Source organism: Halocella sp. SP3-1, assembly GCF_003953885.1.
GTDB classification, from domain to species: domain Bacteria; phylum Bacillota; class Halanaerobiia; order Halanaerobiales; family DTU029; genus Iocasia; species Iocasia fonsfrigidae.
The window spans coordinates 3149946-3164305 of the sequence record NZ_CP032760.1 but is presented as its reverse complement, the minus strand read 5'-3'; the positions used below and the strand labels follow the sequence as shown (position 1 = coordinate 3164305).

The 14360-nt window shown below is 34.6% G+C and carries 14 protein-coding genes; 12 read left to right on the top strand and 2 right to left on the bottom strand.

Going from position 1 to position 14360, the window contains the following annotated elements; translation table 11 throughout:
* The first annotated feature begins 1 nt into the window (after window position 1).
* The 9 genes from mnmM (at window position 2) to D7D81_RS15160 (ending at window position 9714) form a co-directional block, all read left to right on the top strand.
* Window positions 2-565, top strand: coding sequence for a tRNA 5-(aminomethyl)-2-thiouridylate-methyltransferase MnmM (gene mnmM, locus D7D81_RS15195; protein WP_125990899.1), 564 nt, complete (start codon window positions 2-4; stop codon window positions 563-565).
* Between the two features lie 10 nt (window positions 566-575).
* On the top strand, window positions 576-1541 hold the full coding sequence (gene mnmL, locus D7D81_RS15190) for a tRNA modification radical SAM protein MnmL/YtqA (RefSeq protein ID WP_125990898.1): 966 nt from the start codon (window positions 576-578) through the stop codon (window positions 1539-1541).
* Window positions 1529-2863 (top strand): metallophosphoesterase family protein, encoded by a 1335-nt coding sequence (locus D7D81_RS15185; protein WP_125990897.1) that lies wholly within the window; start codon window positions 1529-1531, stop codon window positions 2861-2863. The genes mnmL and D7D81_RS15185 overlap by 13 nt, the downstream gene beginning before the upstream one ends.
* A complete protein-coding gene (locus D7D81_RS15180) occupies window positions 2860-5730 on the top strand; it encodes an AAA family ATPase (protein ID WP_125990896.1) in 2871 nt (956 codons plus the stop codon). The genes D7D81_RS15185 and D7D81_RS15180 overlap by 4 nt, the downstream gene beginning before the upstream one ends.
* A 135-nt stretch (window positions 5731-5865) precedes the next feature.
* On the top strand, window positions 5866-6852 hold the full coding sequence (locus D7D81_RS15175) for a Gfo/Idh/MocA family protein (protein ID WP_125990895.1): 987 nt from the start codon (window positions 5866-5868) through the stop codon (window positions 6850-6852).
* A 67-nt stretch (window positions 6853-6919) separates the two neighbouring features.
* Window positions 6920-7867 (top strand): NAD(P)/FAD-dependent oxidoreductase, encoded by a 948-nt coding sequence (locus tag D7D81_RS15170; RefSeq protein WP_125990894.1) that lies wholly within the window; start codon window positions 6920-6922, stop codon window positions 7865-7867.
* A 592-nt stretch (window positions 7868-8459) separates the two neighbouring features.
* Window positions 8460-8648: a hypothetical protein gene (locus D7D81_RS15165; RefSeq protein WP_125990893.1), complete on the top strand. Its 189-nt coding sequence runs from the start codon at window positions 8460-8462 to the stop codon at window positions 8646-8648.
* 22 nt (window positions 8649-8670) lie between these two features.
* A complete protein-coding gene (locus D7D81_RS19605; RefSeq protein ID WP_164522285.1) occupies window positions 8671-8817 on the top strand; it encodes a hypothetical protein in 147 nt (48 codons plus the stop codon).
* A 42-nt stretch (window positions 8818-8859) separates the two neighbouring features.
* On the top strand, window positions 8860-9714 hold the full coding sequence (locus D7D81_RS15160; RefSeq protein WP_125990892.1) for a DegV family protein: 855 nt from the start codon (window positions 8860-8862) through the stop codon (window positions 9712-9714).
* Window positions 9715-9759: 45 nt separating this feature from the next.
* On the opposite strand, the gene D7D81_RS15155 is transcribed toward D7D81_RS15160, so the two are convergent.
* The gene (locus tag D7D81_RS15155; RefSeq protein WP_125990891.1) at window positions 9760-10110 is read right to left on the bottom strand and encodes a YlbF/YmcA family competence regulator; all 351 of its coding nucleotides are present in this window, start codon (window positions 10108-10110) and stop codon (window positions 9760-9762) included.
* A 221-nt stretch (window positions 10111-10331) separates the two neighbouring features.
* Here D7D81_RS15155 and D7D81_RS15150 point away from each other — a divergent pair, with 221 nt between their 5' ends.
* A complete protein-coding gene (locus tag D7D81_RS15150) occupies window positions 10332-10532 on the top strand; it encodes a cold-shock protein (protein WP_205739460.1) in 201 nt (66 codons plus the stop codon).
* A gap of 79 nt (window positions 10533-10611) precedes the next feature.
* Here D7D81_RS15150 and typA read toward each other — a convergent pair whose 3' ends face one another.
* Window positions 10612-12426 (bottom strand): translational GTPase TypA, encoded by a 1815-nt coding sequence (gene typA / locus D7D81_RS15145; RefSeq protein ID WP_125990889.1) that lies wholly within the window; start codon window positions 12424-12426, stop codon window positions 10612-10614.
* A 168-nt stretch (window positions 12427-12594) separates the two neighbouring features.
* Here typA and D7D81_RS15140 point away from each other — a divergent pair, with 168 nt between their 5' ends.
* Window positions 12595-12975, top strand: a complete 381-nt coding sequence (locus D7D81_RS15140) for a desulfoferrodoxin (RefSeq protein WP_125990888.1) — start codon at window positions 12595-12597, stop codon at window positions 12973-12975.
* Window positions 12976-13307: 332 nt separating this feature from the next.
* Complete coding sequence (locus D7D81_RS15135) at window positions 13308-14345, top strand: LacI family DNA-binding transcriptional regulator (protein WP_125990887.1); 1038 nt, start codon at window positions 13308-13310, stop codon at window positions 14343-14345.
* Window positions 14346-14360 lie beyond the last annotated feature (15 nt).

The following is a 14360-nucleotide window of genomic DNA, read 5'->3' as shown; positions in this document are numbered from 1 at the left end:
AGTGAAACGAGATTTTACACAGGGTGTTGAGATGTCACATCAGCTTTTAAAGCAACATGTTAAGGAAGGTGAGACGGTAATAGATGCTACTGCTGGAAATGGATATGATACTTTGTTTCTGGCTGAATTAGTTGGAAACAGTGGTAATGTATATTCCTTTGATATTCAGCAAGAGGCGATTGATAATACGAGGGAACGATTGCGACTGGTCAGGATGGGGGATAGAGTGAGGCTTTGTCATACCGGTCATGAAAATATTCTGGATATGGTTAGTGAAGAGGTAGGGGCAATTATCTTTAACCTGGGATACAGGCCTGGTGGGAAGAAAGATATAAAAACCAGACCTGAAACGAGTCTGACTGCTCTTAAAAGTGGTTTAACATTACTTAAGAAAAGTGGTATTATAGTAATAGTAATCTATACTGGACATAAGGGTGGAAAAACTGAAAGGGAAATACTCCTGAACTATTCTGCTGGATTAAACCAGGATAAGTATAATGTCTTATACTATCATTTTATTAATCAGGACTGTTCTCCTGAAGTATTAGCAATAAAAAAAAGATAAGGGGTTTTCTATGGGTGTTTATTATAAATATTCGGCATATTTAAGGAAAAAACATGGAGAAAAGACATATAAGCTACCAGTTAATTTATCACTGACCTGTCCCAATAGAGACGGTTTTCTCGGCAGGACTGGTTGTAGTTTTTGTGGTGAAGATGCCGGGGCACATGAAAGCCTGACAGGGGATTTATCTGTTAGTAAACAGCTTTTAAAAAACAGGGAATATATTGGCAGTCGGTATGGTGCTAAGAAATTTATTGCCTATTTTCAGAACTACTCTAATACATATCTGCCCCTTACTAAATTAAAAGAATATCTCCAGGAGGTTTTTGCGATTGAAGGCATTGTTGAGATAGTTCTTTCTACCAGACCTGATTGTATCAATAAAAGGTATATTGAGGGGATAAAGGAAGTAATAAATAGGAATAATCCAGCAGTAGGACTTTCTTTTGAACTAGGGCTTCAGACGGTGAATTATCATACACTAAAGGGAATTAACCGTGGCCACACCCTGGCTGAGTTTATTGAAGCAGTTATTTTAGCAAGGGATTTTAATATTCCTGTTGGAACACATTTGATTTTGAACCTGCCTGGTGACAATGACTGTGATGTTATTGAAAATGCCAAGATAGTGTCTGCCCTGGGGGTTGCTAATGTAAAACTCCATGCCCTTTATATCAGAGAAGGTACTACTCTAGCTAGAGAATATCAGGAGGGTAATCTGGAGTTAATCACCCTGGATGAATATATAGCCAGGGTGATTGAGTTTCTGCAGTATTTAAGTCCAGACATTGCTGTACAGCGCTTACTGGGCAGGGCACCTGAAGAAGGAACCCTGTTTGTTAACTGGGATTACAGCTGGTGGAAGATTCATGATATGATTATTAAGAAGATGAAGCAAAAGGGGCTTAAGCAAGGTGATAAATTTGATTATTTAGGGGGCAAGGCCTTAAGGGGGATGAGAGATTGCAGAGAATAAGCTTTATTCATGCAGCAGACCTGCATTTAGGCAGCACAATAAATATAGGCGGTAAGGGTCCAGCAGAGCTGGAAGAAATATTTACACAGGCAGTCTTTAAAGCCTATGAAAATATTTGTGACTATGCCCTGGAATATAGTGTTGATTTTGTATTATTGAGTGGTGATATATATGACCGAGAAAACCGTTCTGTACTGGCCAACCATTTTTTTAATAAACAGTGTAAGCGTTTAGCGAAAAAAGGAATTCCGGTCCTACTTATTGCTGGCAACCATGACCCTTTAAATGAGGATAATGAGTTAATTAATAGTCCTGATAATGTTTATATCTTCAGTAGCCGTCAGGTTGATAGCAGAGAGATTTATAATGATAAAGATGAGTTAATTGCCCAGGTATCAGGTTGTTCATATAGGGGTAAGGCGGATTCGCGCCGGCTTTATCGGGATTATGAGACAATACCAGGTATTTGGAATATTGCTTTGTTACATACCCAGTTAGACCCTGATAATATCAACTATATGCCCTGCTCATTGGAGGATTTGTTGGCCAGAGGTGATATTCACTACTGGGCTTTAGGGCATATACATCAGGCTAGAATAATAAATAGATCTATCAATAGGGCAGTAGCTTATCCTGGCATTCCACAGGGAAGAGATGCTGGTGAAGCTGGTATTAAAGGGGCACTACTGGTAGAGTTAATACCTGACTGCCAACCGGTAATAAGCTTTTTGCCAACCTCTAAGATTATTTATCAAAAAAAAGAAATATCTATTAATAGTATTGCTAATGGTAATTTTTCTGACCTGAAAAGGCTGATAAATAACAAGGCTAAAGAATTAATAAAAATTAATAATAATATTAATCTTAATTGTGATCAGGTTGAACCATTAAAAGAATTAGAGGGTATTATTGTTGATTGGGTTTTGACGGGAAGAGGAGAGCTAAGTGAATTAATAAAAGGGCAGAGGGATGAATTGGGGTCTTTTCTGCTTGATAGTCTACAAAAGGAATTCCTCTCAAGAAAACCCTTTATCTGGACTAGAAAGATTACTGATCATACTGGTAAATTACTTGATGAGGGTTTGTTAGGGGATAGTCCTATTTTTAAGGAAATAGAAGATGTAATTGCTGTTTTGAAGAATAAACAGGGTCTCAAGGATGAACTGCTGTCAGAGTTTGGTTTTATATGGACTGATAAATCTGACCGGGAGGATAGCAAAGCTGCTAGTTTTCAACTGGATGATCAAAAATTATATGATCTTATTGATTATGCCAAGGGGTTGATTATTGAAGAATTACTGGAAAGGCGTGAAAGGGCTTGAATATAAAGAGCTTATTTATTAAGGATTTTGGTATATTTTATAATGAATTAATTGAGGATATATCCCCTGGACTGCTTGTAATAGGTGGATATAACCGTTCAGGGAAGACGAGTTTTCTGGAGTTGTTAAGGTATATTGGCTATGGTTTTCCCCGTAACAATGATTTTATTCCAGCCCGTCAGAAACATGAACTTGAAGCGGTTGTTCAGACCAGTAATAGGGAAGAATTCAGCTTAAACCTAAAGGGATTTGCTGAACCAGTTGTAAGTGTTATCAAGGGAGAAAGAAAGATAGATTCTGCAGTAGAATTATATAATGGCCTTGATTTTTTTACATATCAACAGTTGTTTACTATCAGCCTGGATGAATTGCAATCCAGGAATACAGGATTAGCTAAAAAGGAATTGAAGAGATTAAATTCTATTCTTCTGGGAGCTGGATTAAAAGAGCTGCTACTCTTACCACAGATAGAGGATTATTTTGCAAAAAATGCCGAGAAGATTGGCGGGAAAAATGGGGACCCTGGAGTAAAGGATTTTAAGCCCTATTATCAGCAGATAGAGCAGGGGATTGAAATGAAACGTGCTGCCTCAGCCCAGGTTAAAGATTATTATCAAAAAAAAGAACTGCTGCTGGAGACTGGCTCTAAAATAGAAGATATTAGGAAAGAAATATCAGTGTTAGAGAAAGGGGTTAATCGGCTTGATCTCTTAAAAAATCACTATGAAATCTGTAGTCAGCTCAATAAACTGGAGAGTAAACTCCAGAGTTTAAAGTATGATGAATACCTGACTCTTGCTAAACAGGCTTATCCAGAGAGAGCCAGGGAAATTTTAAAAAGATACCATCAGCTCAGGGAAAAAAGGGAAGGACAGCTTTTAACATTAAAGCAGGAGATAGGGATTAAACATATTAATCTATTAAAGAATAAGTTTATTAAATACCAGGATAAAATAAAGTTTTTTCATCACAGAATTACTGGTTTGTCTGAACAGGTCAAATATTATCGTGAGAATCTGAACAGGGTAATCGTGGAAGAGGAGAAACTGGAGAGGGCTATTACCAGTTTTAATGAAGAGTGGGTAGATGGTTTTAAAATTATAGATAATATCAAGATAGATGAAATAAACTACCTTAATTTACAGGATGACCTTGAGGAATATAATAGATTAAGGCTATCTTATCAGCAGGAAAGGGAAAGGCTAGATGTATTAGTAGAGAAGGGGAGACAGTTGGAGCAGAAACTGACTTCACTAAAGACAAGTAATCCCGGTAAAAATCTAAGCTTGTATTTCATTTTCTCAATAGTTTGTCTGTTAAGTGGAATAGGTCTGTCCTTTTTAAGAACTATTTATATCAGCATTAGTTTCCTTGGTACAGTTGGTATTGGAATATATAGTCTTTATATCTATACCCTGGATAGGGATAGGATTAATCTTAAAAAAATAATTTCTAATGAACTGGAGGATGTCAAAAATGGGATCTTGTCCAGTAAAAATAAAATAGGAGACTATAAAACAAGCTTAATGCCACTGCAAAAAATGCTTAATAGATACAGAACAATTCTGGGCTTAGATCAAGAGGCTTCACCTCATTTATTGAGAGAAAATTTTCGACAGGTTCAGGGTTTTAAAGATAAACTGAAAGGGATAAGACAGCAGAGGGAAGGACTTAATAGTAATAAGATTGAAATAGAAAAAAGGCTGGGTGGACTTCTAAATATTCTCAAGGAGTTTAATGAAATAGTATCTTTAAACATGATGACATCAGGAGATGAGCTCCTTCAGCAATATGATATGATAGTCTCTTTATTTGAGGAATTAGTTCAGGCCTTGGATAGGTTCATGTTGTTATCAGGTTATGAAGATAAATTGTCTGATCTTAGACAGGAGACTATCTGTTTATATGAAGAAAGTGGTTTTAATCTGAGGGATAAAAAGCAAGAAACAGCTAGTTTATTGGAAGACTATTTAAGATGGGCTAAAAAAATGGAAGAATACCAGGCAGTTAAAAAGGAATATGAGCAGTTAATAAGACAACTGGGGAGTGCTCTTAATACAGAATTGATCCGGGAGTCAATGGGGGTAACTGATGATAGTATGTTAGATTCCTTCAGGGGATTCTATAATAGCTATATTTCCTTGGAAGATGTGGAAGAAGATTACCAAAATAAACGACAGGAATTAAATTTAGCCAGGGATCGATTAAATAAACTAAGAGATAAGAAACAAATACTTAAGCAGGAATTAAAGGAATTAGCTACAGATGACAAACTAAGACAGGCTTCCTCTATCATTGATAAGGCCAGACAGGAATTGGGTGTTATAGCAGAGGAATATGCTGTCAATAAGGCTGCTGCTTTTATATTAAAAAGGGCTAGAGAAGGGGTTATTAAGAGGGTAAAGGATGATCTGCTGGCTGATGCTAGTAAATACTTCAAAAGGATTACCAGGGGTAAATACCGGAGAATTTTACCGGCCGAAGAGGTTCTTGATAATGATTTTCAGGCCCAGTTAGCAGATGGAAGTATACAGGGCGGTATTAAGGAATTAAGCCGGGGTACTGTTGAACAACTTTTTCTGGCAGTACGGTTAAATAGAATTAAAGGAATAAGTCCTCCCCTGCCAGTAATTATTGATGATAGTTTTGTGAATTTCGATAGCTTTCACCTTCAGGAAACACTTGTTTTAATTCAGGAATTAGCAGAAACACATCAGGTCTTTCTCTTGACCTGCCATCCTCATCTGGTAAAACTAATCAAGGATAATGATTCAAATACACAGTTCTGGAAATTAGATGATGGTAGATTCAATAATACTAGTCAAGAGAAATTAATAGATTTTCTTACTGCTGGAATTAATAAGTAGCCTAAAAAATATGATTTTTAAAAGTTAGTAGGGAATTTAAACTTTTTATAGAATTAAATAAGTATAGGGTAATTAAGTTATATTAATTATAATGGTTTAGTAATAAGTACTTCTAACATACGAGGGGGTTAGATAATGAATAAGAAGATTAACTGGGGTATTATTGGTACTGGTAATATTGCCCACCAATTTGCAGAGGGTCTTAGTATTTTACCAGATGTTAATATTGCCGGGGTTGCATCACGTTCTGAAGAAAGGGCTAAAGAATTTGCGGATTGTTTTAATATTCAGCATTCCTATAGTAGTTATCAGGAACTTGTTCTGGAGCAGGGGATTGATGTTATCTATATTGCTACACCTCATACATATCATAAAGATAATACAATAATGTGTCTTAAGGCTGGTAAACCTGTGCTTTGTGAAAAACCATTTGCAGTAAATCTGACAGAGGCTGAAGAAATGGTATCTCTGGCAAGGTCAAAAAATATTTTTTTGATGGAAGCAATGTGGACCCGTTATTTCCCGGTCATGGAAAAGGTGAGGGAATGGTTAGCTGAAGGTTTGATTGGTGAGGTTAAATGGTTGGAGGCTGATTTTGGAATTAATAAACCAGTAAAACCGTCCGGGCGTCTCTATAACCTGGAACTAGGTGGAGGGGCTCTACTTGATGTCGGTATTTATCCAGTTTCTCTGGCTTCTATGGTTTTTGGCAGACAACCATCGAGTATTAAAGCTGCAGCAGAAATTGGTGAGACTGGTGTTGATGAACAGACTGCTGTTATTTTTAAATACAAACAGGGAAAGATGGCTCAATTATCCTGTGCTATTCGGACCAAGACCAGAGAAGAGGCCTGTATAACCGGGACCAGGGGTTATATTGTTATTCCTGAATTTCACAGCCCTTCATCTGCCAGAGTATACCGTGAAGGAAAGGTTATTAAGGAATTTGAGCAACCTCTGGAAGGAAATGGTTTAAATTATGAGGCGGCTGAGGTTAATAAATATTTGAGGTCAGGTAAGAAGGAGAGTGCTGTCATGCCCCTCAAAGAAAGCCTGAATGTTATGGAAACTCTTGATAAAATACGTGATAAGATTAATTTGAGATATCCAGCTGATAAATAATAAAAAGCGTCTCTTAATTTATAAGAGGCGCTTTATTGGTATTTTTTTTGTTTTTATTCATAAACTAATGCCAGGCTCAGGATTTGCTTATAAAAAACGAGGTGATTTTTTGGAAGAAAATAAAGCTAAAATTAATGATATTGCTGTAGTAGGGTGTGGGCCAGCAGGATTATCAGCAGCAGTAAATATTTCTATTAGAAAAAAGTCCTTGCTCCTCCTGGGAGCAGAGATTTGTAGTCCTAAGTTATACCGGGCAGAAAAAGTCAATAATTATTTAGGTTATTATAATCTAAGTGGAGAGGAATTGATGAAAAAATTTATTGCTCATATAGCAGAGATGGGGATAGATATAAGGCGTTCCCGGATAGATAATATTTATCTACAGGATGATTATTATACACTTGCCTCCAGAGATAAGACTTATCATGCCTATACTTTAGTACTGGCGCCGGGGGTTAGTAACAATAAATATTTACCCGGGGAAGAGGATTTGCTTGGTAGTGGTGTTAGTTATTGTGCTACTTGTGATGGGTCATTATACAGAAATAAGGATGTAGCTGTAATTGCCTATACAGAAGAAGGGATAGAAGAGAGTGAATACCTGGCTGAAATAGTGGATACTGTATATTTTATTCCACAGTTTGACTTTGAAGATGGTTTTAATATCTCCAATATTAAGACAATTAAGGACAGTCCCTTAGGTATTGAAGGTGATGTCAGGGTAGAGGGTTTAAGGCTAAAAAAACAGACAATAGACCTTGATGGGGTTTTTATCTTACGGGAAGTAACCCCTGCTGATAAGTTATTATATGGGCTTGCTTTAGATGAAAAAGGGCATATTAAAGTAGATGAGAATATGGCTTCTAATTTACCCGGTGTTTATGCTGCCGGTGATTGTACAGGCACACCATATCAATTGGCCAGGGCTGTTGGACAGGGACAGGTAGCTGGCTTAAATGCAGTTACTTATGTACATAGGAAGAAAAGAGATACTTTGAGTGTAGGTAGCTATTAGGCCACTTTGTTCAGGTATAGGAAATTATGTAATTTTAAAATTGTGGATAACTTTAAAGACCGACCAATATATTTACTTACCTTGTCGTGCACTATGGCGTCCTGCCTTCGTTTACTGTCGAGAAATTGTCTTCCGGCTCACTGACTCTTCTTTTTATAACGCATGGTCGAGTCAGTATCAGGCTATCGAGGCCAAGTTCCATGCCTCCAGACAATTTCTAGATTTGTCCAGTAAATATATTGGTCTGGTTTATTATAATGAGTAGTTAACTTTGAGTGAAAAGTGGTTCTAAGAAAAAATTAATAATTAGTGATTTAGTCTGGGTGGCGTAGCCATTTTGTTCAGCTTAGTGGGCTTGCTTAATTGTGTTAGATAATATAGTTTATTATATTATCATAAAATTATATAAAAAATTGACGAAATATAAAGGAATATATTTTTTTTTATATAATTTAAATATAGGAGATAATTTTTGGATGGGAATTTTTTTGTTTTACTTTTCCTTATTGGTTATAATAGTAATAGGCAAAAACAGATAAAATACAATATTATTTTAAGCTATACAGATTACATAAATAAAAGGAGGGTTATCATGGGAATAAGGAGAATGGCATATCGTTTGCCTGAGATTAAGTATAACAAAGTTGAGAAAAAATTAGCAGAACAGGGAATAGAATTTGATGAATTCTTGGATAGGACTATAGAGCTGTATTTGAATGAAAAACTTGATCCCAAACTTGATTCTGAAGGATGGGGGAGATGGATGGAAGAAAACAATTAGCTGTTAATAGGGAGGTTTTTTTATGAGGATGAAACGATCCATGTATAAGCTGGATAAAGAAAAGCACAGAAAACTTATGAAGAAATTAATCGATGATGGAATGAGTTTTAACGAATTTCTTGATCGGATAATCTATATGTATCTTGAGGGGAAATATACACTGGATTAATTATTAACTTTTTGAATACAGTTAAGTATGGAGGACATACAAATGGATGAGAAAATAGCATTAGTAACTGATAGCACCTGTGATTTACCTAAAGATATTCTGGATAAACTTAATATTAATTTTTTTCCATTAAAAATAATATATAAGGAAGCGGAATATAGCGATAGGATAGATATTGATCCAGCTACTATTTATAAAAAATTCAAAGAAGAGATACCGGGTACATCAATGCCTGGTATAAGTGAAATGAAAGAAAAATATTTAGAACTAAAAGAAAAAGGCTTTACACATATTATTGCAGTTCATCTCTCAGCTGGTCTTAGTTCTACATATGATATGAGTATGGTTTTAAAAGAACAGTTAAAAGATTTAATTACGATAGAAGTTATTGATTCTAAACTATTATCTATGGGTTTAGGTAGACTGGTTTTGTATGCTCGGGAGATAATTGATAAGGAAGGAATAGGATTTAAAGAGATAGTAAATTGTATTAAAAATAAGGTAAATGATATTGAGCTTTATTTTGTGGTAAAGACCTTAAAATACCTTAAAGAAGGGGGGCGTATAGGTAAAATTAGGGGTACAATAGGTGAACTATTTAATATAAAACCTATTATTTCCATTGATAAAGATGGTGAATATTATACCTTTGATAAATCACGTAGTAGGAAGTCATCCCTGAATAAATTATATAAACTGGCTAAAAAGAAGATAATAAAAGGTATGTGTTATGTAGATGTGATGCATGCAGATGCAGCAATAGAAGCCAGGGAACTCCTTGATAGGCTTAAAGGATTAAAGAATATCAAAGGTATTTTTTTGGGGGAAATAAGTCCAGCTATGGCTGTTCATGCAGGACCTGGGTTAATTGGGGTATGTATTACAAGTACAGAGTAAAAATATAAAAGACCACAGGGTTTTTGATTTCCTGTGGCCGTTTATTTATTTTGTCTCTGTACTGCTAGGATTATTTTCTAGAACAGATGAAATTGTTTGATTAACTGATTCCATTACTTTATTAAATTTCTGCTGGGCCTCCATAAATTCCTTCACCTTTTCATTGGCCTGCATTTTAACCTGGATGTTTTGTAGTTCTTTCTGTTGTTCTTCTGTAATTCCCTTACCATTGGACTGGGCCATCTGTAAGCGCCTTTGTTTAGTACTGAACTCATTTAGTAGTGTTTTGGCATTTTCATCTTCATACATAGCTGTCTCACTTGTTTTAAGTTCTTTATATTCGCTGGAATCTACTATTTCTTCACCAAGTGATTTGGCTTTTTCTAAAATTGACATTAATAGTTCACCTCATTTATTTATTTATACCCTTACGTCTGTTAATGTTAACATTTTAAAAGTTGTCTGTCAAATCAAGGGTTAAGCGTTTTGGAATAAACTGGAATTATAATAAATTTAATTTGACAAATAATAGATAACATGTTATATTATTAGCGCTGGGTAATAAAAATATAGCAGTAATTTACCCAGGATAGAACATAGGAGGAATATATTTAATGATTTACAATGGTAAAGTAAAATGGTTTGATGGCAAAAAGGGTTTTGGATTTATTGAAAGAGATGAAGGAGATGACGTTTTTGTACATTTTTCTGCTATACAGCAGGAAGGCTTTAAAAATTTAGAAGAGGGTCAAGAAGTTGAATTTGAGATTGTTGAAGGGGATCGCGGACCACAGGCAGCAAATGTTGTTGCTCTATAAAAAGAAAATACTATAAATATAGTAATTTAACCCTGGCCTACTTATTAAAAAGTAGTCAGGGTTTTTTCTGAATCTGGATTTATTTATTCTTATTGTATTTAATCCGGTCTTTTTCATTCAGGATTTTTTTTCTTAATCTTATAGCATCAGGTGTTATTTCTACTAATTCATCATTATTGATAAATTCCAAGGCCTCTTCCAGAGTAAATGTTCTAGGTGGTGAAAGGTTAAGGGCATCATCAGAACCGGCGGCCCTTGTATTAGTTAGTTTTTTGTTTTTGCAGGGGTTTACAGTAAGGTCATTATTCCGGTTGTTCATTCCAATTATCATTCCTTCATATACTTTGGTGCCGGCCTTGATAAACATAGTACCCCGTTCACTTAGGTTATATAGGGAATAAGCCATAGCTGTTCCGTTATTTTGTGATATTAAAACCCCATTTAACCTCTCAGCTATATCTCCTTTGTATTTTTCATATTTTTCAAATGAACGTATTAGGGTTCCTTCACCACTGGTATCATTAATAAATTCACTTTTAAAACCGATCAAGCCTCTTGTAGGGACAAGATATTCCAGTTTTACATAGTCATTTTCTATTTTCATAGACTGCATAATCCCTTTTCTTTGATTAAGTTTTGAAATTACTGTCCCGGAGTATTTCTCTGGAACATCAATATTAACTTTTTCCACAGGTTCCTGTACCTGACCGTTATCATTATGCATTAAAACCTCTGGTTTTGAGACAGAGATCTCATAACCCTCCCGGCGCATTTTTTCTAAAAGGATAGAGAGGTGTAGCTCCCCACGGCCGGAGACTTTAAAGGATTCTGTGTTTGATTGTTGTTCTACCTTTAATCCCATATTTACTTCCAGTTCTTTATCCAGCCTTGCTTTAAGGTGTCTGGTAGTCAAAAATTTTCCGCTCTGCCCGGCAAAAGGTGAGTCATTGATAAAAAAATTCATTGATAGAGTAGGTTCTTCTATTTTAATCATCTCCATAGGTAATACCTCTCCAGGGTTACATACTGTTTCACCAATTGATATATCATCAATACCTGCCAGAGCAACTATATCTCCACTATAAGCCTTTTCTACAGCTGTTTGTTTTAGCCCTTCATAAACAAATAATTGATTAATCTTACTATCTTTTATACTGTTATCTCTTTTTGAGATCTTAACTGACTGACCAGTTTTGATAGTTCCCTGATATATCCTTCCAATACCAATTCTACCTAAGTAATCATCATAGGCCAGGTCATATATTTGTAATTGAAGTGGTTTTTCATCATTATCTGGATAGGTATTGATATTATCCAGAATTGTTTCAAATAATGGTGTTAAATCATCATTTGTGTCATTAATACTTTTTCGAGCAATACCATCTTTGGCAACTCCATAAACTGTGGGGAAATCTAATTGTTCATCACTTGCCTTCAGGTCTATAAAGAGATCCAGTACCATATCTTCAACTTCCTGAGCTCTGGCATTTTTTTTATCCATTTTATTGATAAATAAAATTGGTCTAATTCCCAGTTCAAGGCATTTCTTTAAAACAAAGCGGGTCTGGGGCATTGGCCCTTCACTTGAATCAACTATAAGAATAGCAGTATCTACTGCTTTAATAACCCTTTCTACTTCAGAAGAAAAATCAGCATGTCCAGGTGTATCTACAATATTTATCTTGTAGTCCTTATATTCTATGGAACAATTCTTAGAGTAGATAGTAATACCGCGCTCCCTTTCTAATTCATTATTATCCATTACACAGTCTAAAACCTCTTCGTTTTCTCTAAAAACACCACTTTGAGTTAAGAAAGCATCAACTAGAGTGGATTTCCCTGCATCTACATGAGCAATTACAGCTAAATTAATAATTTTTTTCTTTTTTGGCATATTTTATTTCCTTTCTTTCTAAGAATACCTGTTTATTTTATACTTATTTTAATAAATAATCAAATACTTCTTTCTTGACATAAAGAATTTACTATAGTATAATAAAAACAATAATTATTACTAATAAACAATAATTATTATAATTTTAGTACATATGGAGGTATTTTAATGACAAAACTAAGAGAACTTTATAAGTGTGATGTTTGTGGAAATGTAGTAGAGATTACACATGAGGGTGCTCCAGCATTGGTTTGTTGTGGGGAAGATATGAAGAAATTGATTCCTAAAACTGAGGATACAGGTGGTGAAAAACACCTACCTGTTTTAGAAGAAACACACAATGGTATCTTAGTAAAGGTAGGTGATATAGCCCATCCAATGGAAGATGAACATTTTATTAAATTTATTGAAGTCTTAACAGGTGATAAAGTAATTCGGGCAGAATTAAAGCCGGGTAATAATCCGGAGGCTGAGTTTAAGATTGATAAATCTGAGGTTAAGGCTGTCAGGGAGTATTGTACAATACATGGCCTGTGGGAAAATAAATAGATTTAACTGTTAAAGAGGAGGCATTTATGTCTCTTCTTTTTTATTTCAAGGAAATATGTTTTTTCTATAATTTCATAGTTATGTATTTATTTAAACTATAAATAAAATTTACTAAACAAGAAATAGACGGAATGAGTTTTTTTTTATAAATAAATATTTAAATCCAAATATTTGTTTATAATAGCACTTTATCAACTAAATTTTGATAAATATTAATTGAAATTACTAAATTATTTATAAAAGTTTACTTGACAATTTAGTTTTGTTTAGTTATAATTTAATTAAGAATTAAATAAAATTTATAAAAACTTAATTTAAGAAGGTTATTAGTCATGGAAAAAAATACGATTAAAAAAGTAAACCTTGATGATATTGCTGCTACAGCTGGTGTATCAAAAGCGACTGTTTCAAATGCCTTAAATGATAAAAAAGGGGTAAGTGAACAGACTAAAGAAGAAATTTTAAGAATTGCCAGTGATATGGGCTATAAAAAAGCAAATTCAAATAACGGCAGTAATGGTGAGAAAAAGGCGGTCAGGATTATTCTGTACAAAAAACATGGTTATGTTTATTCTGACACCCCTTTCTTTGCTAATTTAATTGAAGGTATTCAAAAGGAATGTCGGGTAGAGGATTATGAAATGATGGTTACACATCTTACAGAGGGTTTAGATGACTTTGGTAGTATTATTCAGGATATAAAGAATGATGAGTCATCAGGTTATTTAATACTGGCTACTGAAATGATTAAAGAGGATTTAGAGCAATTTAAGGTTTTGAATAAACCACTTGTTTTACTGGATAGTTATTTTAAACATGAGGATTTTGATTTTGTCTTGATAAATAATTTTGAGGCTGCTTTTAAGGCGACTAATTATTTAATTCAGCATGGTCATTCCAGAATTGGTTATTTACATAGTTCAGTCTATATTAATAACTTTTACTATAGAAAACAGGGTTTTAGAAGTACTTTACAGGAACATGGTATAGAAATAAATGAAAAATATCAATTTAACCTTGAACCTACACTGGAGGGCTCATATCGTGATATGAGTGAATTTTTAAAACACAACCCAGCCTTGCCAACTGCTTTTTTTGCAGATAATGATATTATTGCCTTTGGGGCGATGAAGGCTTTACAGGAAAAGGGGATTAAGATACCTGAAGAGGTTTCAATTATAGGGTTTGATGATATGCCTTATTGTGAGATTAGCACCCCAAAAATGACGACTGTACGGGTACCTAAGCAATACTATGGGGGTTTAGTTGTTAAAAGACTAATAGAGAAGATTAATAATAATGACCTGCAGAACCAAAAGATAGAAATAAATACTGAATTAATTGCAAGGGAGAGTGTACTAAAAAGGTAATAGCAATTATTAACT

Bases quoted from the DNA above. Each gene is read 5' to 3' on its own strand.
- mnmL (WP_125990898.1), top strand. From the start codon at position 576: ATGGGTGTTTATTATAAATATTCGGCATATTTAAGGAAAAAACATGGA.
- D7D81_RS15155 (WP_125990891.1), bottom strand. From the start codon at position 10,110: ATGTCAATTTTAGAAAAAGCCAAATCACTTGGTGAAGAAATAGTAGAT.
- D7D81_RS15175 (WP_125990895.1), top strand. From the start codon at position 5,866: ATGAATAAGAAGATTAACTGGGGTATTATTGGTACTGGTAATATTGCC.
- typA (WP_125990889.1), bottom strand. From the start codon at position 12,426: ATGCCAAAAAAGAAAAAAATTATTAATTTAGCTGTAATTGCTCATGTA.
- D7D81_RS19605 (WP_164522285.1), top strand. From the start codon at position 8,671: ATGAGGATGAAACGATCCATGTATAAGCTGGATAAAGAAAAGCACAGA.
- D7D81_RS15170 (WP_125990894.1), top strand. From the start codon at position 6,920: ATGCCAGGCTCAGGATTTGCTTATAAAAAACGAGGTGATTTTTTGGAA.
- D7D81_RS15165 (WP_125990893.1), top strand. From the start codon at position 8,460: ATGGGAATAAGGAGAATGGCATATCGTTTGCCTGAGATTAAGTATAAC.
- D7D81_RS15140 (WP_125990888.1), top strand. From the start codon at position 12,595: ATGACAAAACTAAGAGAACTTTATAAGTGTGATGTTTGTGGAAATGTA.
- D7D81_RS15135 (WP_125990887.1), top strand. From the start codon at position 13,308: ATGGAAAAAAATACGATTAAAAAAGTAAACCTTGATGATATTGCTGCT.
- D7D81_RS15160 (WP_125990892.1), top strand. From the start codon at position 8,860: ATGGATGAGAAAATAGCATTAGTAACTGATAGCACCTGTGATTTACCT.